The sequence below is a fragment of the Brucella sp. 22210 genome, assembly GCF_052045675.1.
Taxonomy (GTDB): domain Bacteria; phylum Pseudomonadota; class Alphaproteobacteria; order Rhizobiales; family Rhizobiaceae; genus Brucella.
Genome location: NZ_JBQEPD010000010.1, coordinates 38,642 through 62,070, shown reverse-complemented (window position 1 = coordinate 62,070; position 23,429 = coordinate 38,642). Strand labels below are relative to the sequence as shown.

The window sequence follows — 23,429 nt, the reverse complement described above, 5'->3', positions numbered from 1 at the left end:
GCTGGAAGCGCGATTGACGATTCGGAAGGCTCATCCACCGCCTAAAAGCGTGGACGATGACAATAAATGACTCCACCTATGATCGTCAGCATGCCGCATGAGATGGTAGACTGCGGTCTATTTCCAATAAAAGCTTTTAAAAACAATTCGATAAAAGAATTCGATTCGGAAAGATAAAATTCTTTGTAATTTTTAATTGCCTGCTAACCCTTTGTTAATCCGGGCAGCACTTGCGATACAAGAAGAATCGGACATAATGACGGTATTTAGGCGGTATTAGTTCCGATGCCGTCACTAGGGATCCCAAGTAAATGAATATCGCAAATTCAACAGCAGCATTGTCGTTTGACGACATGATATTGACGCAGGGGAGAGAAATCTCTCGCAAGCTCAATCTGCTGCGCCATGAAAACTTCCCTCCGGATGCGCGGAAAAACCTGCGCCAGTTTTCCATGGCTGAAGCTGCATACTTTCTTGGCGTCTCCCCCAGCAATCTAAAGAAGCTACATCTCGAAGGCAAAGGCGTCGAGCCGACCATTCTGACAGGTGGACGCCGCGCCTATAGCGTGGACCAGCTGCATGAACTGCGTTTGTGGCTCGATCAGAACGGCCGCGCTGAAGTGAAGCGTTATGTTCCGCATCGCCGGGCCCATGAAAAACTTCAGGTCATCGGTGTTGTGAACTTCAAGGGCGGTTCGGGCAAGACCACGACAGCAGCGCATCTTGCGCAGCATCTCGCCTTGACCGGTCATCGCGTGCTTGCCATCGACCTTGATCCGCAGGCTTCCCTGTCGGCTTTGCATGGTATTCAACCCGAGCTGGATGAATTCCCGTCGCTCTATGAAGCCATTCGTTACGATTCCGAAAAGAAGCCTATCCGCGAAGTCATTCGTCGGACAAACTTCCCCGGTCTCGACATTATTCCAGCCATGCTGGAGCTTCAGGAATATGAGTACGATACGCCTTTGGCCATGCAAAATGGCGGCGAGGGGAAGATGTTCTGGAATCGCATCGCATCGGTCCTGGCCGAAGTTGACGATTCCTACGATGTCGTCGTCATCGACTGCCCTCCCCAGCTTGGCTATCTGACACTGACGGCCCTGTCCGCCGCCACGTCAGTGCTGATCACCGTTCATCCGCAGATGCTCGACCTCATGTCGATGTCGCAGTTCCTCCTGATGCTGGGCGATATTCTGAAAACCGTTCGCCAGGCTGGTGGTGCGGTACAGCTCGACTGGTTCCGCTATCTGATTACCCGTTATGAGCCGACCGACGTGCCACAGGCGCAGATGGTGGGCTTCATGCAGAGCATGCTTGCCTCCCATATGCTCAAGCATCAGATGCTGAAATCAACGGCCATTTCGGATGCCGGCCTCACCAAACAAACGCTTTATGAAGTCGAACGCTCTTCCATGAATCGCGGCACCTATGATCGCGCGATGGAAGCCATGGAAGCAGTCAATTCGGAGATCCGCGGCCTTATCCACGAAGCATGGGGACGTTAGACTGCCGTCTAAAACGGTAAATACGCAATAAAATCAGGTCTATGACCGGCTTGAGGAATAGAGAATGGCACGGAAGAACATATTTGACAGCGTGATGCGGAACGAACCGGCAGCGGAACAGCCTTCCCAGCCGGTCGATGCCACGTCGCGTCGGTTCGGCGCTGCCAAGTCGCTTTCCGCTTCGATCGATGAACTCGCCAAGCAGGCTTCGCAAAGACTGGATGGCGAAACCGTCGTTGAACTTGATCCGAACAGTCTCGATGCGTCTTTCGTAGCCGACCGTCTGCCTGAAGCCGACGATCTGGAGTATCAGGAGCTTCTTGAAGCCATTCGTGATCGCGGGCAGGACAGTCCTATTCTTGTGCGACCGCACCCTGAGGCCAGCGGCCGCTATATGATCGTCTTTGGCCATCGTCGTGCCCGCGTGGCCCGTGAACTGGGCCTGAAGGTCAAAGCCGTTATTAAGCCACTTGCCGATCTGGAACACATTCTGAGCCAAGGTCAGGAAAACTCGGCGCGCGCCAATCTCAGCTTCATTGAGCGTGTTCTGTTTGCAGCGCGTCTGGAAGCGCTTGGTTTTGAGCGTGAGGCTATTCAGGCTGCTCTGACCATCGATTATCAAACCCTTTCGAAGATGCTGACCATTCCCAAGGCCATACCGGAAGCCATTCTTCTGGCCATCGGTCCGGCCAAAGGTATCGGTCGTGATCGCTGGCTTGAATTGCGCAAGCTTGTCGAGATTCCCGGTAAGAAAGATGCTGCCGAGGAACTGATGGCAACGGATGCTTTCAATGCAGCCTCGTCCAGTGAGCGCTTCGAACAGCTCTATGGGTATCTGAAGGGCGCGCGTCAGAAGAAGTCCATTACCAAGGCAGCGTTACGCCCAGGTTCGACATGGACCGCTTCGGACAAGTCCGTCAGCGCCACTATCAAACAGAACGGCAAATCGGCAACGCTGGCTCTCGGCGCAGCCAACGGACCACGTTTTGCCGAATGGCTCTCTCGCAATCTGGATACGCTTTATGCGTCATTCCAGAATGACGAGAAGTAACAAGCATTCGGATTGGAAAGCGGTTTCCGCAGCCCGGTCAAGTATCTGAGTACGATTATCTGCGTATCTGTATCGCGTGATTGAAAGCTATTTCAGCAGAAGTCTGAAACGGCTTTGCATTGGAAAATGTGTGACAAAAAGAGAGGAGCCGTTTCAACGATTCCGTTGATCCCGGTTCGCTCTAGGCAAAAGGAACGAGATAGCAAAAGAAAAAGGCCCCCAAACGTCGCCGCGTGGAAGCCCTTCTCATTGGTTTAGCAGCTAGAGAATCGCAAATCCACGAATCACTGTCAAGTGTAATTAGCGTCATTTCGGCGGGTGGATTTCTTTTGCCTTGTGGAAGGTGAAAGAAAATGGAGATGCATTTGGCTTCGACGCCGTTTGGTAGTCGACCGATGACGACTGCCTTGTTGGCAGCGCAACGCAATGCCCGGCAAATGCCACAGGACCTGACGGTCGATAAGTGGCAACTGCATCGTTGGTTGTGTGAAGCAAAGACGATCTATGGTCTGAATGATCGCTCGCTGGCAGTCCTGTCAGCATTGCTGTCCTTTCATCCGGACAATCAACTCAAGGCCAATGAAGGCCTAATCGTCTTCCCATCCAACAAGCAGTTGGTGCTGCGTGCCCACGGCATGGCAGACGCAACCTTGCGCCGTCATCTTGGCGCGCTGGTCGATGCCGGTTTCATCACCCGTCAGGATAGCCCGAACGGCAAGCGTTATGCGCGTCGCACCAAAGGGGGTGAGTTGCAGATTGCCTTTGGCTTTTCGCTCGCTCCCTTGCTGTTGCGCGCAGACGAACTTGAAGCATCTGCCGAACAGGTGAAGGCGGAGAAGGCTGCATTGCGCGAGCAGCGTGAACGCTTGACCTTGCTACGTCGTGATATCGCCAAGCTGATTGAATTTGCCATGGTCGAGGAACTTTCCGGTGACTGGTCAGCCATCAATCAGCGCTTTCGGGCCATAGTCGATGCGATTCCACGCCGTGCAGAGCGTGATGAGCTTGCCTTGTTGGTCACTGCAATGGAGACACTGTCGGCTGAAATCGATAAGCTGTTGAATATTCACCAAAATACCGAAATTCTGAGCGGCAATGAGTCTCAAAATGAGCGGCAGCAAATTGAATCGAATCCAGATTCCTATTTTGAAAAGGACAGCGTTTCGCAAATCGACCAGCGCGAGATGAATATCGACAAGACGCAAGCAGAACCGACCGTAACGCTCGAAATGGTATTGCGGGCCTGCCCAGAGATTGAAGCCTATTCATCGAGCCCTATACGGCAATGGCATGAACTGATTAATGCTGCCGAGACTGTACGCAGTTTCATCGGGATTGACGCCAAGCTCTATGATTTGGCCAAAAAGACGCTAGGAAACTATAATACGGCCATCGCAATTGCCTATATTCTCCAGCGTTACGATCAAATTCGTTCAGCAGGCGGATATCTGCGTATATTGACGGAAAAGGCTGCCGAAAGCGGTTTCTCGATCAAGCCGATGATGATGGCCGCGCTGAATGCACAACGCCGCACCAATTAGATCAAATGCACGAACTGGGCTTTCGAACACAACACTGGAATTTTCTGGCCAGATTTATGGTTAACCCAATGTAAGTCTCAGTAAATCAACAAACGCTCATCGAGCTTAGACGAGACAAAAGAAAGTTATCTGGCCGTGTATTTACAGCAAAGCGCGTTGTATATATGCAGCAAACCCGTTGTGAGGAATAAGTTCACCTCAATTTCAAGGCTGGAGCACCAAGGCTGTGAGTCTGGTTATCGATTTCATCAAATATGTTTCTATCGTCTTCATCGGCCTTCTGCCGATCATGAACCCGCTCACCACCATTCCGCTCTACATGGCTTTGACCAAGCGGATGAGCAAGGAGAACAAGCAAAAGCAAGCCATAAAGGCCTGTATCTACGCATTCTCCATTCTGACGGCTTTTCTGCTGCTGGGGCAGGGGATTATCGCGCTGTTCAATATCTCGCTGCCCGGTATCCGGGTGGCAGGCGGTATCATTATCATGATACTGGCGCTGAGAATGATCTTTTCTGGTGAAGACACGTCTTCGGAGGTCAATGTCGAGCCTTCTGAGATCAAGAAGGCCGAGATCGATTATTCCTTCTCGCCGCTTGCTATGCCCAGTCTTGCTGGACCGGGATCGATTGCCGTGGTGATGAGCTTCGGGTCACAGATACCAGCGGAACACACGATCATCGGCCATATCATTGTTATAGTCGCCATTCTGTTGACGGTCGGCATTGCTTATGCAGCCCTATCGTCGGCGACTTTCATCGAGAAAATGCTTGGCGAACACGGCATGCAGGCGATCACAAAGATCATGGGCTTTCTCCTGACCTGTATTGCCGTGCAGTTTCTGGCCTCCGGCGTCCACGATTTCTATATCGAGTTTACCAAGCTGTAGGCTTTGCTCTATTCCATGGCGATGGTGTGATCGACTTCCTGCGCGATCTTCGGCTTGCGGAGCAAAAGAACGAGCGGCATCGCCATGAGCGACATCAGCATCAGTAGCTTGAAATCATCGATATAGGAGATGACCGTCGCCTGCTGCGTGATGATATTATCAAGCAGCGCGCGACCGGCAGCCGTGGTCGGGTTGAGATATTGCGAAACAATCGCGCTGTCGAAATTATGATTGAACGGCGTGACATAGGCGCTGATATCCGCGTGGTTGGCCTGAACATTTTCTGTCAGAAGCGCTGAAACCACTGAAATACCAACGCTCGATCCGATATTGCGCGAGAGATTGTACAAGCCGGTGCCGTCGCCGCGCAGATGGGCGGGGAGGGTGGAAAAGGCAATCGTGGTCAGCGGCACGAACAGGAAGCCGAGACCCGCGCCCTGAATGAAGCCGACCCGCACGATAGTCCATTGCGAAATATTGGGCGTCCAGCCGGTCATCTCATACATGGCCCAGGCCGTCAGTCCGAGACCGGTCAATAGCAGATAGCGTGAATCGACACGGCCAATCAGTTTGCCGACCAGAAACATGCAGGCCATCGTTCCCATGCCGCGCGGACCCATCACGATACCGGCAGTGGTCACCGGATAGCCCATCAGTGTCTGGAGATAAGGCGTCATCAACGCCAGCGACGCCAGATAGGTTACGCCGATAATGAAGATGAAGAGCATACTCACCGCGAAATTGCGGTCCAGAAACAGCTGCGGTTTGACGAAAGAATTCTCTGCGGTGAATGTGTGCACCACAAGCAGGTAAAGCGCTGCCGCACAAACCAGCGACTCGATGACGATTTCGCTCGATGAAAACCAGTCCATCTGCTCGCCGCGATCGAGAAACAATTGCAGCGAGGCAATGGCAAGACTGAGTAGACCGAAGCCGGTCCAGTCAAGACGCGCCATTCGATCTATCTTGGTTTCGGACACGAAGACCATGATCCCGGCGAAAGCCAGCGCACCAATTGGCACATTGATATAGAAAACCCAGCGCCAGCTCATATTGTCGGTGAGCCAGCCGCCGATGACGGGTCCGAGAACCGGCCCAACCATCACCGAAACGCCGAAAAGTGCCATGGCGGAGCCACGTTCTTCCAGCGTGTAGATATCGAGCAGAATGCCTTGCGACAGCGGCACCAGCGAAGCGCCGAACAGGCCCTGCAAAAGACGGAAACCGACAATCTGCGGCAGGGATTGCGCAAGACCGCAAAGGACGGAGGCCACAACGAAGCCCGCAATGGCCGCCAGCAGAACACGCTTGCGGCCGAATTTGGCGGCAAGAAAGCCTGACGGCGGCGTCATGATCGCAGCCGCTACGATATAGGAGGTCAGCACCCAGTTGATCTGGTCGGCGCTTGCCGAAACGCTGCCCTGAATATAGGGCAGGGCGACATTGGCAATCGTCGTATCCAGCGCCTGCATGATGACCGCGAGAATGACGCAAGCGGTGATCGCGCCGCGATGAGCGACGATAGACGCGCCGGAAATGGCGACGTTAGACATGGTTTCCACCGCCGAAAAGATTGGTAATGAAGCTCGGCAGACCGCGCGGGTGGCCGGTATCGACTTCAACATTGACGCTCATGCCGACACGCAGCGGCGGCTGACCGCTCTTATTGTCGATGCTGACACGCATGGGGATGCGCTGCACGACCTTGACCCAGTTGCCAGACGTATTCTGGGCTGGCAGCAGCGAGAAGCTGGAACCCGAAGCCGGGCTGATGCTGGCGACTTTGCCTTCCCAGCGCGCATCGGGATAGGTATCGACCGAGATCGTCACCGGCTGGCCGGGTTCGATCCCCGTCAATTCGGTTTCCTTCGGATTGGCGGTGATCCAGAGATGATCGGATGAAACCAGTGAGAATGCCTGTTGTGCGGCTTGCAGATAGGAGCCGACCTGCAGGCTGTTCACATTGGTGACGATGCCATCAAACGGCGCGCGAATGGTGGCGTCATTGAGCTGGCGCTGGGCTTCATCCACCTTGGCCTTGGCTTGCAGGTAAAGCGGGTTCTGTTCCACAGGCTGGTCAGCGTTGCCGCCAAGCTGGGCCAGCGCCGACTGGGCTTGCGCCTTGGCCACAGCAACCTTCTGCTGGGCAGCATCGAGATCGTGCTTTGCCTGATCGAATGTCGCGCGCGATGACGCGCTGGTCGCCACGAGATCCTGCTGCCGCTTGAATGTGGCCTGATAGAAAGGCAAATCGGCTTCAGCCTGCGTGATTTCGGCAAGCGATTGCTGATAGCTGGCCTGAAGACCCAATATCTGGTTGCGCACCTGGCCGAGTTCGGCCTGCGCACCTTCAAGCGCAATGGCAAAGGAATCCGGTTTCAGGCGAAACAGCACCTGACCGGCTTTGACCAGCTCGTTTTCATGCACATCAATGCCGGCAACAAGGCCCGAAACATCGGTCGAGATACCCACCATGTCGGCCTGTACATAGGCATTGTCGGTCGAAACATAGCGCCCGCCTGTGACGTAGAAATAGCCGCCGACAACAAGCGCCAGCGGCAAAAGCGAAAACATCATGCGGCGGCGCTTCAACCGGCGACGTGCGGCGATGTCGCTCGCGCTCGGCTTCAGGGTCGCGTCGATGCCGCTTTGCGGCTGCGCGGCCGGACCGGTGCTTTCGGCGTGGGTTTCCTGACGTGCTTCAGGCTCATCCCGTTCGATAGAGGCGGGATGTTTTACGATATTGGACGTATCAGTCATGATCTGTATCTTCGTTGACGATTTCAGGACTTGCGGGAGACCGGCAAGCCCGGGAGAGATTGTCTTTCATCGACAGGAGGGTCTGGATCAGCTGTTCCTGTTCCGCCTGCGAAACACCTTCAAGCGCCTCGGCCCGCGTCTGGCCGCCGAGTTCGCGCATATCTTCCAGAAGCGGCATCGCCGCCTCGCATATGTAAATCAGATGCGCACGCCGATCGGTCGGATGGGGCCGTCTTTCGACAAATCCCTGTTCGACGAGCCGGTCGAGAATGCGCGTGAGGGTTATAGCCTCCACGTCCAGCAGATCAGCCAGACTGCGTTGCATGATCCCGTCATTCTTCGAGAGGAATGCCAGCGTTTGCCACTGGGCCCGTGTCAGGCCAGTTCCGCGTGCGCGCTGTTCAAAACGTTTGCGAAGAAGGCGGGCAACATCATGCAACAGAAAACCGAGAACGCGGGTGTCCGCCACTTGTATGCCCACTTATTTATAAGCTACCTTATTATTTGCAGCTTATGACAAATGTCTTGAACATGGCAAGCGAATTGGACCGCCGGCTTGCGCCAGCGATGTCACAATCACGTGACAACTTGTTGGGAGAGGTATGTTGCCGATCAGTGCGCTGGTTGCGGCGCGACGGCTTCCAGCCACTGTGCGCGATAGGCGGCATAGGCGTTGCCGGAAGCACTGCCGTCAGGCTGATAGCTTCTACCGTGCTTTTCCTGGGGCGCAGCACCTGCTAGCAAGCCTGCGCCGGTCGCCGTACCGGTTGATCCGGCAATGGCCTCAACCTCACGTCCGGAAAAATTCGCCAGCGCTTTCAGATAAATAGCATTCTCAGAAAATGGACCTTCGACCACAATTGGTCCCTTGGCGCCCAATAGGCCAAGACAGCTCTCCGTCATCAGCGCGGCATAGATACACGCAGCCGCATAGCGTTCGGCATCGCTTGCCTGATCCGCATCGTGCCAGCGCAGATGCGTGTCAGGGAAAGGGCCGCAGCCCGGAACGGCTGAAGGCAGAGCCATAATCCCGCGATGCAGAACCTGTACGGCAAGCCTGTCGTATTCAGCAGGCGAGGGCTTTTGCAGCCCTTCGGTCATCAGATCGAATTCGCGCCCGCCCATATAGCGCGCCGAAGGCACGGCCCGTCCATAGGTATCGACATTGGCGAGCGTATCGCGCTTCGGGTCCAGCTGGTCCAGATTGCCACCAACGGCAAAACTCACCACCCATGTGCCTGTCGAAACTACCGAAAATGGGCCTTTGCGATCCATCAGATGTGCGAGCAGCGATGCGTTGGAATCGTGAATGCCGCAATGTACCGGAACGGGCGAGGGCAGTCCGATATCGGTCGCGATCTCCGGCAATAGCGGCCCTAGCGCATCGAAGGCGGAGCGCAGCGGCGGGAATTTTTCGCGAATGTTCAGTCGGTCGACAAGCGCCGAAAAAGCCGATTGCTTCGGCAGCCACAAATCCGTGTGGCAGCCAAGCGAGGTCACTTCCGATGCGGCAATGCCGGTCAGACGCCATGCCCAATATTGCGGGTAGGTGAATATGAAATGCGTGCGCGCAAAATCGGCAGGAAAGACCGTTTTCAGATAGTGAAGCTGCGCACCGAGATTGAGGCCGAGCGACAGGGTCGGCGAAAAAGTATCGCGAAAAACCGGCTTTATGGCCGCATAGGCAGCGCGGATTTCGGCTGGATATTCGAGTTCATAGTCGAGAACGGGCATTGCCAGCGTGCCGTCTTCGGCAACGAGGGCCGCCGACGCGCCATGCGTGGTGATGGAAATGGCATCGAAGCCCGGCTCTTGCGCAAATTCCGCCAGGCTTGCCAGAAAGAAGCGCCACAGCGCCTCGATATCATAATGCGGATAGGGGCCATCGCGCAGAACGGTGTTCGGCATGCGGCGCGCGGCAATTTCCTCACCGCCTGCCGCATCGATCACGACGACTTTGGCATTGGTCTTGCCGATATCGAGAATGGCGATGCGCTTCATGACATGTGAAACACTGGCTTGAGATCGACAGAAACCGGTGAATTGTCGGGGTTCGTCGCCATGATGTCGGCCATATGCGCCCACCATTTCTTCATGACGGGATGGTCGGGCAGGGCCGCCATGCCGTGTCCGGCGCTGCGCGTCAGCACGCCGAACAAAATGTTGGTTTCTTCATCGAGATAGATCGCATAGTCCGACACGCCAGCCTTGTGCAGAAGTTCGACCAGTTCGGGCCAGATCTCGTCATGGCGGCGGCGATATTCCGCTTCCATGCCCGGATTAAGCGTCATGCGAAATGCATAGCGTTCGGCCGTCATGTCGCGCGCCTCCCTTTGAACTGCCGGATCAGGATCGGCAGCGAAATGGTGACGATGAGCAGGAGGCCGATAAAGATCGACATGACGATGCCCGGCACATTGAGAAGTCCAAGCCCGAAGGTCACAAGGCCCATCACGAAAGCCGCAATCACGACGCCGACAATGGTGCCCGATCCGCCGAGGATCGATACGCCGCCCAGTACGACCATAGTGACGATTTCCAGTTCCCAGCCTTGCGCGATAGACGGGCGCGTGGAGCCGAGGCGCGAGGTCAGGCAGACGGCGGCGATGCCGCTCATCACGCCGGTCATCAGGAAGAGTACGAATTTGGTTTTTTCAACCGGAATGCCGGAAAAGCGGGCCGCGAACTCATTATTGCCGATGGCATAGATGCGGCGTCCAAAGCTGGTGGCATGCAGCAGAACGCCAAACAGCACGGCGAACAGAATGAACAGTGCGAATTCGAACGAGAAGACCCAGAACACATAGCCCTGCCCGAAATAGGCAAAGCTTTCCGGATAGCCGCCAAAGGCCTGATCGCCGAGCACGATATAGGAAATGCCGCGGAAAAGGCTCATCGTGCCGATGGTCACGACGATGGATGGCAGTTTCAGCCCGGCCACCAGTCCACCATTGATTGCGCCGCAGACAAGGCCTGTACCGATGCCGATGCAGACCAGACCCGGCGTGCCGACACCAGCCTGCGCAGCCGCACCCATCGCGGTCGAGGAAAGCGCAATGATGGCGGCGACCGAGAGGTCGATTTCACCGGAAATGATGAGCAGCGTCATCGCAAAAGCGATCAGCGCCTTTTCCGTGAAGTTGAACGTGGCGTCGGAGAGGTTCCACGCATCGAGGAAATAGGGCGAGGCGAAAGAATTCGCGATGAAGATCGCAATTGCCACGCCAAGCAGCAACATTTCCCAGCTTGCAAAGATGCGCGAGAAAGGCGTTCCGAGGCGGTCGGGAATATGACGGCGCTGGTCGTTCATGTCCGTCTGGCTCATGCCGCAACCTCCTCATAAGTCTTCGCGGCCTTGTCGCGCAGGATGATGCGTCCGCGCCGCTTTTCCTGACGTGCATTGAAAATCACCGCCAGAATAATCACGGAACCGGAGATCGCCATCTGCCAGAAGGGCGATATGTCGATGACCGGCAAAGCGTTCTTGATGACGCCGAGAAACAGCGCGCCCAGAACCGCACCGGCAACTGTGCCGATGCCACCGAGCGTCGAGATGCCGCCGATGACGCAGGCCGCAACGCTGTCGAGTTCGAAACCGGCGGCCACATCCACATAGGCGACGGCATAGCGCGACACCCAGAGATAGCCGCACAGTCCGGCAAGCGCACCCGAAAGCACAAAGGCGAAGAAGCGCGTGCGGCCAACGTCGATGCCGGTATAGACGGCGGCGGTCGGATTGCCGCCGGAAGCATAAAGGGCGCGACCGAAGAATGTTCGCGTCAGCAGCACATAGACGAGCGCGACAATCAGGATCGCCGTCCAGCCGAGGAGCGGCAGGCCGAGAAAAGGCGTGCGCGGCGTATTGAGGAAGGGCGCTGTCATCTGATGCGCATTCACCCATGCGCCGCCGGACAGCACAAAGGCCATGCCGCGATAGATGGTGAGCGTGCCAAGCGTGACGACAATCGCCGGAATATTGAGTTTCCAGACGAGAATGCCGTTGATCGCGCCCAAAACCGCACCGATGCCGATGGCAAGCACGATTAGCAGCACCAGAGGCAGGCCCGGATAGGTGGCGTTGAGCATTGCCACGGCCATGCCGGTAAAGGCGAGATTGGCAGCAACCGACAGATCGATGGATTTGGTCAGGATCACCGCCATCTGTCCAAGCGCGATGATGATCAGGATCGACGTGTCGTTGAAGATGCCTGCCAGATTGCCGACGCTGGCAAAGCCCGGCGCGCGGCTTGCAAACAGGCCCACCAGAAGCGCGATGATGACGAGGAGCAGGAGTTCCCGCTGTTTCAGCAATTGTTTCATGATCTACTCCGCAGCCTGCTCGGCATTGCCCGTGGCGGCGCGCACCAGCACTTCCGCGTCGAGGCTTGCGCGTTCGAAGACGCCTTCCATAAGGCCTTCGCGCATAACCATCACACGGTCTGACATGCCGATGATTTCCGGCAGTTCCGACGAGATCATGATGATGCTGAGCCCCTCGGCGGCGAGTTCGCTGATAAAGGCGTGAACCGCGGCCTTGGAGCCGATATCGATGCCCTTGGTCGGCTCGTCGAGAATGATGACCTTCGGATTGGTGGCGAGCCACTTGCCGATGACCACCTTTTGCTGATTACCGCCGGATAGCGTCCCGACCGGTACGGAAAGGGCGGCAGCGCGCAGGTCTAAGCGCTCGGCATATTTGCGCGCCAGCGCCAGCTCTTCCGCCATGCGCAGAAAGCCATTGCGTGAGGTGCGGGCAAGCGACGGCAGCGAAACATTCTGAAAGATCGGCAGTTGCAGCACGGCCCCGTGGCGCCCGCGTTCTTCCGGCACATAGACGATGCCATGGGCCACCGCGTCGCCGGGGCGGCGAATGCTGATCTCGCGATCTTCAAGCATCACACGGCCACGCGATGGCTTGGTGATGCCGAACAGCGATTGTGCAAACTCCGAGCGCCCGGCGCCGACAAGGCCGTAAACGCCGAGGATTTCGCCCTTGCGCAGCTCAAAGGAAATGTCGCGAAACTCGGTCGGGTGCGAATAGTTTTCAACCTTCAGCACCGGCTTGCCGATGGCGACATCCTGCTTGGGGAAAGCCTGATCGACAGACCGCCCGACCATCATCCGCACGATATCGTTCTGCCGCGTATCGGCAAGCGTACCGTGCCCGACGGCGTGCCCGTCGCGGAAAACCGCATAATTATCGGCGATTTCGTAAACTTCATCGAATTTGTGGCTGATGAACAGGATGGCTTTGCCCTGCGCTTTCAGCCGCGCCACGATGCGAAACAGGTCGTCCACTTCCTTGCGCGACAGGGCTGCGGTCGGCTCGTCCATGATGACGATGCGCGAATCCACCGACAGCGCACGGGCAATGGCGACCAGATGGCGCTGGGCGATGGACAGTTCCTTCAGCTTGATGCGGGCGTCGACCGTCGTTTCCAGCGAGGACAGCAAGGCTTGCGAACGGGCATAGACGGCCTTCCAGTTGACGAAGCCGAATTTCGTTCGCGGCGCATGGCCGAGATAGATGTTTTCGCCCACCGACAATTCGTCGAAGAGCACGGTTTCCTGATGAATGGCCGTGACGCCGTGATCGGTCGCATCCTGCGCCGTCGCCAGATGCACCGGCTTGCCGTCGATGAGGATTTCACCTTCATCGGGCTGGTAAATGCCGGTGAGGATTTTCACGAGCGTGGACTTGCCTGCGCCGTTCTCGCCGATCAGCGCGGTCACCTTACCGGGATAGAGCGCGATATTGACGTCATCGAGCGCACGCACACCGGGAAATGTCTTGGCAATGCCGCGCATTTCCAGAATGGGCTGGTCCGTCATGGCAAGCACCGTCTGCTCACCGCTGGAATCGCCGCTTGAGAGAAAAGCTGCATTCATTGCAGACACCTGAAATCGATTCTGGGGAACGGGAGGCGGCACCCGTTCAGCGAATGCCACCTCTTTTTAAAATGCGCATCGTGTCCGAAAACCGTTTCACACTTTTCGGGATGCGCTTTCCGATCAGAAGACCTTGGAGAACTGGTCGATGTTCTTCTCGTCATAGACGAAAGGATCGCTCATCGCGGCTTCGCCGTTTTCGCCGATCTTGATCTTGCCCATGCGTCCGGCATCGATTTCGGAACCCGGCTTGCCATCAGCATCACCCTTCACGAGGTGATAGGCGATCTGCGTTGCGGAGTAGCCGAGATCGATCGGGTTCCAGATGGCGAATTCCTTGGTCGCGCCGGACTTGATGGCGCCAGCCATTTCGGACGGCAGGCCGAGGCCCGTCACATAGACATCGCCGATCTTGCCAGCATCTTTCACGGCCTGCGAAGCGGCCAGAACGCCCACGGTGGTTGGCGCCACGATGACCTTGACGTTCGGGTTCGACTTCAGGAGGCCCTGTGCTTCACGATAGCTCTTGTCGGCCAGATCGTCGCCATAGACGGTCGTGACCAGATTGAGGCCTGGGAAGTCCTTGAGCTGCTTCTTCATCTCGCCGATCCAGATATTCTGGTTGGTCGAGGTGGTGGTGGCGGACAGGATCGCGAAATCGCCCTTGCCGTCCGGCAGGTGATCGGCTGCAAGCTTCAGGCACATCTTGCCAATCAGCTCATTGGACGATGGGTTGAGATGCACGATACGGCCAGCCGGAGCCACACCCGAATCCCACGAAATCACCTTAATGCCGCGCTGGGCAGCTTTTTTCAGCGCCGGTACGACCGCATCCGGGTCATTGGCGGAAATGGCGATGGCGTTGACACCCTGGGCAATCAGCGAATTGATGACTTCAATCTGGCCTTCGGCGGTTGTGGTGGTCGGGCCGGTATAGATGACCTCGACGCCGCCAAGTTCCTTGGCGGCTTCCTGCGCACCCTTGTTGGCGGCTTCAAAGAAGCCATTGCCGAGCGACTTCGCGACGAGTGCGATCTTGATGTCGGCGGCCTGTGCCTGACTTGCCATGAAGGCGACAGCCAGTGCGGTGCCGAGTGCGAGTTTCTTGAAAAGCTTCATGTCTCATTCCTCCCAGTATAAAGACATATGTTTCACGATGATCCCGGCATTGACCGGAATGATAATAGAGTTGGCTCAGGCAACCTCGGCGGAATCCCCCTGTTCGCCGCCCTTGCCGGCATTTGCGGAAACCTGCGCTACAATCAGCCGGATACCCGCATTTTCGACCATCCGCCGCGCCTCATCGGAAATGCCGTCATCGGTGATCAGCGTGCTGACACGGTCGAGCGGGCAAAGGATGAGGCTGGAACGGCGGGTGAATTTCGATGAATCGACCATCAGGACAAGTTCGTCCGCCTGGCCCATCAGTTTCTGTTCGCTCTGGATGATCAGCGCGTCGGATTCCATCACGCCGAGCGGGCTGACACCCTGACAGCCCATGAACATGCGCCGACCGTAAAAATTACGGATGACGTCATTGTCGAAAGGCGAAAGGATCAGGCTCTGGTCGCGATAGATCGCGCCGCCGGGCACGATCACCGTGCTTTTCGACTGCCGCAACAGATGTTCGGCAATGGCGAAGGAGTTGGTCAGAACCTGAAGGCGGCGCGCCGTCAGATAATGCACCATCTGGAATGTCGTGGAGCCGCCATTGATGATGATGCTGTCGCCTTCATCGCAAAGCGCCACAGCTTCGCGGGCGATGGCGCGCTTGCGATCACCATTTTCGGATTCGGAAACCTTGAACGGACGCCCCGCCAGACTGCCGAACTGCGGCGGATGGATGGCTTCGGCCCCACCGCGCACGCGCTTGATGCGGCCCTGCATATGCAACGATGCGATATCGCGCCGAAGGGTCGCTTCCGACGCCTCCGTCAATTCCACCAGATCCTGAATGGTGATCACCGGTTTCTCCTGAACAGCGCTCAGGATGATGCGGTGGCGCTCTCTTTCGTGCATGGCTCCTCCTGCTTCCATCTATTCTCATATTGCTGGCGCATGTCAATCACAAACAATCAATAATTCGCACATGCGTGAAATATTTGATTGGTTATGATTGTTTATGATTGACAGTATTTCGTTTCATGCGTCATATCTGCCGCCAACATGATCGCTCGCGCATGGGAAGGATATGCGCGCTGCGATTGGCCATAACCTGGCATAACTGACTTGGGAGGATGATATGGTGGTCAGCAATCGGCTGCTCGATAATCGCTGGGACGACGCCAAGGCGGCAACGCTGGATGAGCCGGGAAAGCTGCTTTACCGCTCCAATCTGCTCGGGTCTGACAAGCGCATCACCAATTACGGCGGCGGCAACACCTCTGCCAAGGTCGAGGAAATTGATCCGCTGACTGGCGAAAAGGTTCAGGTTCTCTGGGTCAAGGGTTCGGGCGGCGATGTCGGCACCATCAAGCTCGATGGTTTTGCCACGCTTTATCAGGACAAGCTCGATGCGCTGAAGGGCATCTATAAGGGCGTTGAGGATGAGGACCGCATGGTCGGCTTCCTGCCGCACTGCACCTTCAACCTCAATCCGCGCGCTGCATCCATCGATACGCCGCTGCATGGTTTCGTCGCTTTCAGCCATGTCGATCACATGCATCCCGATGCGATCATTGCGATTGCTGCCTCGAGGAATTCCCGCGAGCTGACGGCCGAGATTTTCGGTGACGACATTGGCTGGCTACCATGGCGCCGTCCGGGTTTCCAGCTCGGTCTCGATCTCGAAGCTTTCGTCAAGGCGCATCCGCAGGCCAAGGGCGTAGTCCTTGAAAGTCATGGGCTTTTCACCTGGGCCAATGATGCGAAGACCTGCTACGAAACCACGCTCGCTATCATCAACAAGGCCATTGAATGGCTGGACCGGAAGACGGCGGGCAAAGCCGCTTTCGGCGGTGCTGTCACACAAAGCCTGGCTGCTGCGGAGCGTCGCGCCATTGCAGCGCGTCTGATGCCGGAAATTCGTGGGCTCATCGGTAAGGAAGAGCGCAAGCTCGGCCATTTCGATGATCAGGATGCGGTGCTGGAATTCGTGAATGCGAAGGAATTGCGCCCGCTGGCCGCTTTGGGCACGTCCTGCCCGGATCATTTCCTGCGTACCAAAATCCGCCCGCTGGTCGTCAATTTCGATCCAACCAAGCCGGATGTCGATGCTATCGTTGCCGGGCTTGAAGATGCGCTGGAAGCCTATCGCGCCGATTACAAGCGTTATTATGAGGCCTGCAAGCACGACAATTCGCCGAAGATGCGCGATCCCAACCCGGTGATTTTTCTGATCCCAGGCGTCGGCATGCTGTCTTTTGCCCGCGACAAGGCGACGGCGCGCATCGCTGGCGAATTCTATGTCAATGCAATCAACGTCATGCGTGGCGCATCCGCAGTGTCCGAATATCAGGGCCTACCGGAACAGGAAGCCTTCGATATTGAGTATTGGCTGCTCGAGGAAGCCAAGTTGCAGCGCATGCCGAAGCCGAAAAGCCTTGCCGGGCGCATTGCGCTTATCACGGGCGGCGCTGGCGGTATCGGCTATGCCACCGCCGAGCGGCTGGCGGGCGAGGGCGCTTGCGTGGTTCTGGCGGATATTGACGCAGAATCGCTCAAATCCGCTCACGCCAATCTGTCAAAGCGTTATGGCGCCGATCAGGTTCGCAGCGTCGAGTTGAACGTGACCGATGAAAAGGGCGTCGCAAACGCCTTTGTCGAAGCCAGCGTCGAGCTGGGCGGCATCGACATTCTGGTCTCCAATGCAGGCATCGCGTCATCGGCTCCGGTCGAAGCGACCGAATTGTCGATGTGGAACCGCAATATCGACATTCTGGCGACCGGCTATTTCCTCGTGTCGCGGGAGGCCTTCCGCCTGTTCCGCCGCCAGAAGATCGGCGGCAATGTGGTGTTTGTCGCTTCCAAGAATGGTCTGGCCGCTTCACCCAATGCGTCCGCCTATTGCACGGCCAAGGCTGCTGAAATCCATCTGGCCCGTTGTCTGGCGCTGGAAGGTGCTGATGCTGGCATCCGCGTCAATGTGGTCAATCCTGATGCGGTTTTGCGCGGCTCCAAGATCTGGGACGGCGAGTGGCGTGAACAGCGCGCGGCATCCTCCAAGATCGATGTTTCGGAACTGGAGGAGCATTATCGCAAGCGGTCGCTGCTGAAGCTCAATGTCCTGCCGGAAGATATCGCCGAGGCGATCTATTTCCTCGCCAGCGACGCTTCGGCAAAATCCACCGGCAACATCATCAATGTCGATGCCGGGAACCAGCAGAGTTTCCCACGTTGACCCTATAATCTGGAATGTTCTGGGAGGAACCATGTCCGATCAACGTATTTCGGCGGATTTCATCGCCGAGCATAATTCCGGTTTCGAAAAGGCGCTGAATAGCGATTATCAGGCGCTGGGCGCGCAGCTGGCACGTCGCGGCATCGAGATCGATACCGTCACCGACAAGGTGGCAAGCTACTTCGTCGCGGTGCCTTCCTGGGGTACCGGCACGGGCGGCACTCGTTTTGGTCGCTTTCCGGGCGGCGGCGAGCCGCGTGGCATTTTCGACAAGCTGGACGATTGCGCCGTCATCAACGAGCTTTCGCGCGCAACGCCGAATGTCTCGCTGCATATTCCGTGGGACAAGGCAGACCCGAAAAAGCTGAAAGCCCACGCCGCAGCGCTCGGCCTCGGCTTCGACGCCATGAACTCCAACACGTTTTCGGACGCTGCCGATCAGAAACTGTCCTACAAATACGGATCGCTCACCCATGTCGATGCGGCGGTGCGGGCGCAGGCTGTCGAGCATAATCTCGAATGTATCGAAATCGGCAATGCCATCGGCTCCAAGGCGCTGACGGTCTGGCTCGGCGACGGCTCCAATTTCCCCGGCCAGCAGAATTTCACCCGTGCTTTCGAGCGCTATCTCGCTTCAATGGGCGAAATCTACAAAGCGCTGCCCGATGACTGGCGCTTGTTCTCCGAGCACAAAATGTATGAACCGGCCTTCTATTCGACGGTGGTACAAGACTGGGGTACAAACTATCTCATCGCCTCGACGCTTGGTCCCAAGGCGCAATGTCTGGTCGATCTCGGTCACCATGCGCCCAACACCAATATCGAAATGATCGTGGCGCGGTTGATGCAGTTCGGCAAACTCGGCGGTTTCCATTTCAATGACAGCAAATATGGCGATGACGATCTCGATGCCGGTTCCATCGATCCCTATCGCCTGTTTCTGGTGTTCAATGAGCTGGTCGATGCCGAATATCGCGGCGTGAAGGACTTTAATCCGGCGCATATGATCGACCAGTCGCACAATGTGACCGATCCGCTGGAGAGCCTCATTTCGTCGGCAAATGAAATCCGCCGCGCTTATGCGCAGGCGCTGCTGGTGGACCGCGAGGCGCTGGAAACCTATCAGCAGGAAAACGATGCACTGATGGCATCAGACACGCTGAAACGCGCCTATCGCACCGATGTGGAGCCGATCTTGGCCGAAGCGCGTCGACGCACCGGCGGGGCGATCGAGCCGATTGCCGCCTATCGCGCCAGCGGCTATCGCCAGAAGGTCGCAGCGGAACGCCCGGAAAGCAAAAGCGACAGCGGCGCTTTCAACTGACACACTGACTGACGTGAAATACAGTGCCGACGAAGTTTTCTTCGTCGGCACTGGTCTTTTATACCCGGCCGTAAATATCGTCGAAACGCACGATATCGTCTTCGCCGAGATATTCGCCGCTCTGCACTTCGATCAGAACCAAGGGCAGAATGCCCGGATTTTCCAGACGGTGCTTGAAGCCGCAGGGGATATAGGTCGACTGGTTGTTGGTCAGCAGAATTTCCCGGTCGCCATTGGTCACCTTGGCCGTACCGGACACCACGATCCAGTGTTCAGAACGGTGATGATGCGCCTGTAGGCTCAGGCGTCGTCCGGGCTTCACCTCAATGCGCTTGATCTTGAAGCCGTCGCCTTCTTCCAGCACGGTATAGGTGCCCCACGGACGATGTGCGGTGCGGTGCAGCTTGGCGGCTTCGTGGCCATCGGCGCGCAGGCGGTTGAAAACCTTGCGCACATCCTGCGCCTTGTCGCGATGGGCGACAAGCAGCGCGTCCGGCGTATCGACGACCAGAAGGTCGTGCACGCCGACAAGGCTGACCAGTCGGGTTTCCGACAGGACAAAACTGTTGGTCGTGTCTTCCAGAACGGTCTCGCCGCGCAGGCGGTTGCCATCGGCATCCGGATTTATCAGGTCGGCCATAGCGGCCCAGGAACCGATATCCGACCAACCGCATGAAACGGGAATGCAGGCAATATTGTCGGCCTTTTCCATGATGGCATAATCGATGGAAATGGCCGGTGTCGCCGCAAAATCTTCTTTCGGAATCTCGATAGTCGTGGTGTCGCCATTGACGCCGCGGCGCGCATGTTCGAGCGAAGCCTGCACGCCGTTAAAAATCTCCGGCGCGTGGGCGCGCATCGCTTCCAGCATAGTTCGCGCGGTAAAGCAGAACATGCCCGAATTCCAGAAATAGCGTCCGCTCTCGACATAGGCCTGCGCGGTTTCCGCATCGGGCTTCTCGACAAAGCGTAGAACGTCCACGCCATCCGCCTCGATATAGCCAAAACCCGTTTCCGGATGATCGGGCACAATGCCGAATGTCACGATGCGACCGGTTTCGGCAAGCTGCCGCGCCTTTTGAACCGCTTCCGCAAAGGCGGGTTCGTCTTCGATCAGGTGGTCGGCAGGCATCACCAGAAGCGTGGCGTCCGGGCCGTAGGCCGCGGCGGCATGCATGGCCGCAAGTGCCACCGCAGGCGCGGTATCGCGACCCAAGGGTTCCAGCAGAAAGGCATTATCGGTCTTGGGCGCCTTGGCGTCCGCATAGGCGTCGAGCGTCAGAAACAGAAAATCGCGATTGGTGACGGTCAGGATGTGATCGACGCCTTCAAGCCGTGCCGCCCGGTTATAGGTCTTGCCGATCAACGTACTGCCGTCTGGCAGTTCGATGAAGGGCTTCGGGTGGGCATCGCGCGAAAGCGGCCAGAGCCTTGAACCGGAACCGCCGCTGATGATGACAGGAATAAAGCTCATTGCTCAGGCATCCTTTGTTGCGTTGCGGGCGATATCGAGGCCCATGGCCAGAAGTTCAATGGCCTGGTTTTCATTGGCCGCTTCCACATAACAGCGTAATTCCGGTGCATTGCCGGAAGCGCGATAGTGGACGGCATTGCCGGAATGGAAGAACAGTTTGACGCCGTCAATAGCCTCAGACCGGATGATCGCATCCGTTGCCGGAAACAGCGCCTTGCGCCCGGCTTCATCCTTGAGGATGGCGAGAAACGCGCCGCTCTTTTCCTGCGGGACGTTCTGCAAACGGTCGCTAAGCGCGATGCGGAAGTTGAAAGCCGCGCCGATATCCGCAAGCGGCTTGCCCTGCTCTTTGATCATGCTCAGGCAGGCGAGGATCGGCAGCAGCGCATCGCGGGTCGGCAGTGCGGAAAGCGTGTGGCCATTGCGGGTGCTGTCGCTGCCCAAAAGCACGCCGCCATTGGCTTCGAAGCCGACGACAATCTTTGCGCCCTCGGCCTTGGCGCGTGCCATGCCTTCGATGACATAAGGAGAACCGACGCGGGTTCTGACAACGCGGTCGAAACGCCCGCATTCTTCCAGCGCTGCATTGGAGGTCACCGGCGTGACGATGGCGTCCGCGCCGATCCAGCTCGCGGTAATTGCGCCGACGAGATCACCACGTACAAACTGGCCCCGCGCATCGGCAATCAAAGGTCGGTCCGCATCGCCATCCGTGGAAACGATGGCATCAAGGCAGTTTTCCTTGGCCCACTGGTCGAGAAGCCGGATATCTTCCGGGCGTAATGCCTCGGTATCCACCGGCACGAAAAAGTCGGAGCGCCCAAGCGCGAGGGTTTCCGCGCCAAGCGCAGTCAGAATATCCGTTATAACATCGCGGGCGACAGACGAGTGCTGGTAGACGCCGACGCGCAGGCCCTTGAGGACGCCGCGCCCCAGATAATCGATATAACGTTTCTCATAGGCGCTGGTCGCTGTGGCGCTTTCCGCGATGTTGCCGGAGTGCCTTGCGGTGAGGTCGGCGGGCAGGGCGGCATAGGCCGCACTGATCGCCTGCTCGTCGTTCTTGTCGATTTCGCCGTCAGCGCGATAAAACTTCAAACCATTGCGATCATCGGGGATATGGCTTCCTGTGACCATGATGGAAGGTGCACCTTTCGCCATGGCATGGAAGCTGAGCGCCGGGGTGGGCAACACACCGCAACTGACCGGCGTAAAGCCGCCGTCTTCTATAGCCGCCATGCAAAGGGCGGCAATGTCGGGGCTGGATGGGCGGAGGTCCCGTCCGACGAAGACCTCCGCTCCATTTTTCAGCTTGCGGCTTTCGGCGAGCATGCGCACGAAGGCGAGCGAATAAGCATAGGCGGGCAAGCCGTTCAGCTCGTCCGCCAATCCCCTGAGACCACTGGTGCCGAATTTAAGGGAACTGCCACTCATGCCTTCACTCTGCCTTCTTGCGAAACTGCACCATCAGGGATGGCCAGATATCTTATAACCTTATTTCGATACAGGACCGATCCCTTCAATGGTGCAAGATGTGCATCCTATTGCGGGTGATAATCCTTATAGGCGGGCAAATTCAAATCGTTAAGGCTATCTGCGTTAACGACCGCCCGTGCGACAGCATCCGCCATGACGGTTGCAGCGATTGCGCCGATGGCGGTCACGTCCGCTTCCACATCCTTGGCTTTGCCGGTCGAGAGCGCGAAAATCGTGTCGCCGTCCCACATGGTGTGGATAGGGTTGATGGTGCGTGCAAAGCCGTCATGAGCCATGCCTGCGATCTTTTTCAGTTCAGCCTTGTTGAACGGCACATTGGTGGCAATCGCCCCGATGGTCGTGTTGGCGCCACCGGATTTGACCACGCCGTGGCCCTGCATGATGGCCTGCATCGTATTGCGGAAACCCTTGCCGTCTTCGCTGCGCGCACCGGCCAGGATCTGGCGCGAGTTGGGCGCATAGACATCGCCAACCGCATTGACGGCGACGATTGCGCCTACCACGATTTCCGTGCCGGGCACCTTGTAGCTTGCCGTGCCGAGGCCGCCCTTCATGGCGAAATCTTTGCCGAACATCTTGCCGACCGTCGCGCCAGCGCCAGCGCCGATATTGCCTTCGCCGGAAGCTTCCGCCTTGGCCGCCTTGCAGGCGAGATAGCCGGCTTCCTCATCGGGGCGGATCGAAAAATCGCCGACGCCGAGATCCATCAGGATCGCTGCGGGCACGATGGGCACCACGCCGTTGCCGATCTTGAAGCCCAGCTTGTTTTCTTCCAGATAGCGCATCACGCCGGTTGCGGCGCTAAGGCCATAGGCGCTGCCGCCGGACAGCAGAATAGCCTGCACCTGCTGCACATAATTGATGGGATCGAGAAGGTCGGTCTCGCGGGTGCCGGGCGCGGAGCCGCGCACATCGACGCCAGCCGAGGCGCCTTCTTCACACAAAAGGACGGTACAGCCGGTGGGGCGCTTGGTCAGTGTGTGATGGCCGAGCTTGATCCCCGGTACATCCGAAATGCTTCCGCCCATAAGTTCCAGCATGCTCTTTCCTCCCGTGCTCGCTGCCGCTGCCGCGCTAACGACAAAGGGCATTGCTCCCAGCCCTGCAAGCGATTTGCCGAATGTTCTGCGATCCATAAACAGTTTTCTCCTCCATCTGAC

At 57.3% G+C, this 23,429-nt stretch carries 19 protein-coding genes; 6 read left to right on the top strand and 13 right to left on the bottom strand.

Annotation, left to right across the window (positions count from 1 at the left end):
• The first annotated feature begins 311 nt into the window (after positions 1-311).
• The 4 genes from repA (at position 312) to ACTJKP_RS14390 (ending at position 4,986) form a co-directional block, all read left to right on the top strand.
• A complete protein-coding gene (gene repA / locus ACTJKP_RS14405) occupies positions 312-1,505 on the top strand; it encodes a plasmid partitioning protein RepA (RefSeq protein WP_138786203.1) in 1,194 nt (397 codons plus the stop codon).
• A 64-nt stretch (positions 1,506-1,569) separates the two neighbouring features.
• A complete protein-coding gene (repB, locus tag ACTJKP_RS14400; RefSeq protein ID WP_440631121.1) occupies positions 1,570-2,556 on the top strand; it encodes a plasmid partitioning protein RepB in 987 nt (328 codons plus the stop codon).
• Positions 2,557-2,909: 353 nt separating this feature from the next.
• A complete protein-coding gene (gene repC, locus ACTJKP_RS14395; RefSeq protein ID WP_440631120.1) occupies positions 2,910-4,097 on the top strand; it encodes a plasmid replication protein RepC in 1,188 nt (395 codons plus the stop codon).
• A gap of 226 nt (positions 4,098-4,323) precedes the next feature.
• Positions 4,324-4,986 (top strand): MarC family NAAT transporter, encoded by a 663-nt coding sequence (locus ACTJKP_RS14390; protein WP_440631119.1) that lies wholly within the window; start codon positions 4,324-4,326, stop codon positions 4,984-4,986.
• A gap of 8 nt (positions 4,987-4,994) precedes the next feature.
• Here ACTJKP_RS14390 and ACTJKP_RS14385 read toward each other — a convergent pair whose 3' ends face one another.
• The 10 genes from ACTJKP_RS14385 to ACTJKP_RS14340 form a co-directional block, all read right to left on the bottom strand.
• Positions 4,995-6,539, bottom strand: coding sequence for a DHA2 family efflux MFS transporter permease subunit (locus tag ACTJKP_RS14385; protein WP_440631118.1), 1,545 nt, complete (start codon positions 6,537-6,539; stop codon positions 4,995-4,997).
• Positions 6,532-7,746: an HlyD family secretion protein gene (locus tag ACTJKP_RS14380; RefSeq protein WP_440631117.1), complete on the bottom strand. Its 1,215-nt coding sequence runs from the start codon at positions 7,744-7,746 to the stop codon at positions 6,532-6,534. Before ACTJKP_RS14380 ends, ACTJKP_RS14385 begins: the two co-directional genes overlap by 8 nt.
• A complete protein-coding gene (locus ACTJKP_RS14375; RefSeq protein WP_078338174.1) occupies positions 7,739-8,215 on the bottom strand; it encodes a MarR family winged helix-turn-helix transcriptional regulator in 477 nt (158 codons plus the stop codon). The genes ACTJKP_RS14380 and ACTJKP_RS14375 overlap by 8 nt, the downstream gene beginning before the upstream one ends.
• A gap of 143 nt (positions 8,216-8,358) precedes the next feature.
• Positions 8,359-9,747, bottom strand: coding sequence for an FGGY-family carbohydrate kinase (locus tag ACTJKP_RS14370; protein ID WP_440631116.1), 1,389 nt, complete (start codon positions 9,745-9,747; stop codon positions 8,359-8,361).
• On the bottom strand, positions 9,744-10,064 hold the full coding sequence (gene rhaM / locus ACTJKP_RS14365) for an L-rhamnose mutarotase (RefSeq protein ID WP_440631115.1): 321 nt from the start codon (positions 10,062-10,064) through the stop codon (positions 9,744-9,746). The genes ACTJKP_RS14370 and rhaM overlap by 4 nt, the downstream gene beginning before the upstream one ends.
• The gene (locus ACTJKP_RS14360) at positions 10,061-11,071 is read right to left on the bottom strand and encodes an ABC transporter permease (protein WP_440631114.1); all 1,011 of its coding nucleotides are present in this window, start codon (positions 11,069-11,071) and stop codon (positions 10,061-10,063) included. Before ACTJKP_RS14360 ends, rhaM begins: the two co-directional genes overlap by 4 nt.
• Entirely contained in the window at positions 11,068-12,066 is a 999-nt protein-coding gene (locus ACTJKP_RS14355) for an ABC transporter permease (RefSeq protein WP_078338170.1), read from the bottom strand. The genes ACTJKP_RS14360 and ACTJKP_RS14355 overlap by 4 nt, the downstream gene beginning before the upstream one ends.
• A 3-nt stretch (positions 12,067-12,069) precedes the next feature.
• Entirely contained in the window at positions 12,070-13,635 is a 1,566-nt protein-coding gene (locus ACTJKP_RS14350; RefSeq protein WP_440631113.1) for a sugar ABC transporter ATP-binding protein, read from the bottom strand.
• Positions 13,636-13,758: 123 nt separating this feature from the next.
• Positions 13,759-14,754, bottom strand: a complete 996-nt coding sequence (gene rhaS / locus ACTJKP_RS14345) for a rhamnose ABC transporter substrate-binding protein (RefSeq protein WP_078338168.1) — start codon at positions 14,752-14,754, stop codon at positions 13,759-13,761.
• A 75-nt stretch (positions 14,755-14,829) separates the two neighbouring features.
• Positions 14,830-15,654, bottom strand: coding sequence for a DeoR/GlpR family DNA-binding transcription regulator (locus ACTJKP_RS14340; protein ID WP_078338167.1), 825 nt, complete (start codon positions 15,652-15,654; stop codon positions 14,830-14,832).
• A gap of 223 nt (positions 15,655-15,877) precedes the next feature.
• Here ACTJKP_RS14340 and ACTJKP_RS14335 point away from each other — a divergent pair, with 223 nt between their 5' ends.
• Positions 15,878-17,974 (top strand): bifunctional rhamnulose-1-phosphate aldolase/short-chain dehydrogenase, encoded by a 2,097-nt coding sequence (locus ACTJKP_RS14335; RefSeq protein ID WP_440631112.1) that lies wholly within the window; start codon positions 15,878-15,880, stop codon positions 17,972-17,974.
• Between the two features lie 31 nt (positions 17,975-18,005).
• A complete protein-coding gene (gene rhaI, locus ACTJKP_RS14330; RefSeq protein ID WP_440631111.1) occupies positions 18,006-19,298 on the top strand; it encodes an L-rhamnose catabolism isomerase in 1,293 nt (430 codons plus the stop codon).
• Between the two features lie 58 nt (positions 19,299-19,356).
• On the opposite strand, the gene ACTJKP_RS14325 is transcribed toward rhaI, so the two are convergent.
• From ACTJKP_RS14325 to ACTJKP_RS14315, 3 genes are all read right to left on the bottom strand, one after another.
• Entirely contained in the window at positions 19,357-20,772 is a 1,416-nt protein-coding gene (locus ACTJKP_RS14325; RefSeq protein ID WP_440631110.1) for a mannose-1-phosphate guanylyltransferase/mannose-6-phosphate isomerase, read from the bottom strand.
• Between the two features lie 3 nt (positions 20,773-20,775).
• A complete protein-coding gene (locus ACTJKP_RS14320) occupies positions 20,776-22,206 on the bottom strand; it encodes a phosphomannomutase (RefSeq protein WP_440631109.1) in 1,431 nt (476 codons plus the stop codon).
• 107 nt (positions 22,207-22,313) lie between these two features.
• Positions 22,314-23,405, bottom strand: a complete 1,092-nt coding sequence (locus ACTJKP_RS14315) for a P1 family peptidase (protein WP_078338163.1) — start codon at positions 23,403-23,405, stop codon at positions 22,314-22,316.
• Positions 23,406-23,429 lie beyond the last annotated feature (24 nt).

Bases quoted from the DNA above. Each gene is read 5' to 3' on its own strand.
- ACTJKP_RS14315 (WP_078338163.1), bottom strand. From the start codon at position 23,405: ATGGATCGCAGAACATTCGGCAAATCGCTTGCAGGGCTGGGAGCAATG.
- ACTJKP_RS14350 (WP_440631113.1), bottom strand. From the start codon at position 13,635: ATGAATGCAGCTTTTCTCTCAAGCGGCGATTCCAGCGGTGAGCAGACG.
- rhaM (WP_440631115.1), bottom strand. From the start codon at position 10,064: ATGACGGCCGAACGCTATGCATTTCGCATGACGCTTAATCCGGGCATG.
- rhaS (WP_078338168.1), bottom strand. From the start codon at position 14,754: ATGAAGCTTTTCAAGAAACTCGCACTCGGCACCGCACTGGCTGTCGCC.
- repA (WP_138786203.1), top strand. From the start codon at position 312: ATGAATATCGCAAATTCAACAGCAGCATTGTCGTTTGACGACATGATA.
- ACTJKP_RS14380 (WP_440631117.1), bottom strand. From the start codon at position 7,746: ATGACTGATACGTCCAATATCGTAAAACATCCCGCCTCTATCGAACGG.
- ACTJKP_RS14325 (WP_440631110.1), bottom strand. From the start codon at position 20,772: ATGAGCTTTATTCCTGTCATCATCAGCGGCGGTTCCGGTTCAAGGCTC.
- repC (WP_440631120.1), top strand. From the start codon at position 2,910: ATGGAGATGCATTTGGCTTCGACGCCGTTTGGTAGTCGACCGATGACG.
- ACTJKP_RS14360 (WP_440631114.1), bottom strand. From the start codon at position 11,071: ATGAGCCAGACGGACATGAACGACCAGCGCCGTCATATTCCCGACCGC.
- ACTJKP_RS14335 (WP_440631112.1), top strand. From the start codon at position 15,878: ATGGTGGTCAGCAATCGGCTGCTCGATAATCGCTGGGACGACGCCAAG.
- rhaI (WP_440631111.1), top strand. From the start codon at position 18,006: ATGTCCGATCAACGTATTTCGGCGGATTTCATCGCCGAGCATAATTCC.
- repB (WP_440631121.1), top strand. From the start codon at position 1,570: ATGGCACGGAAGAACATATTTGACAGCGTGATGCGGAACGAACCGGCA.
- ACTJKP_RS14320 (WP_440631109.1), bottom strand. From the start codon at position 22,206: ATGAGTGGCAGTTCCCTTAAATTCGGCACCAGTGGTCTCAGGGGATTG.
- ACTJKP_RS14340 (WP_078338167.1), bottom strand. From the start codon at position 15,654: ATGCACGAAAGAGAGCGCCACCGCATCATCCTGAGCGCTGTTCAGGAG.
- ACTJKP_RS14370 (WP_440631116.1), bottom strand. From the start codon at position 9,747: ATGAAGCGCATCGCCATTCTCGATATCGGCAAGACCAATGCCAAAGTC.
- ACTJKP_RS14385 (WP_440631118.1), bottom strand. From the start codon at position 6,539: ATGTCTAACGTCGCCATTTCCGGCGCGTCTATCGTCGCTCATCGCGGC.
- ACTJKP_RS14355 (WP_078338170.1), bottom strand. From the start codon at position 12,066: ATGAAACAATTGCTGAAACAGCGGGAACTCCTGCTCCTCGTCATCATC.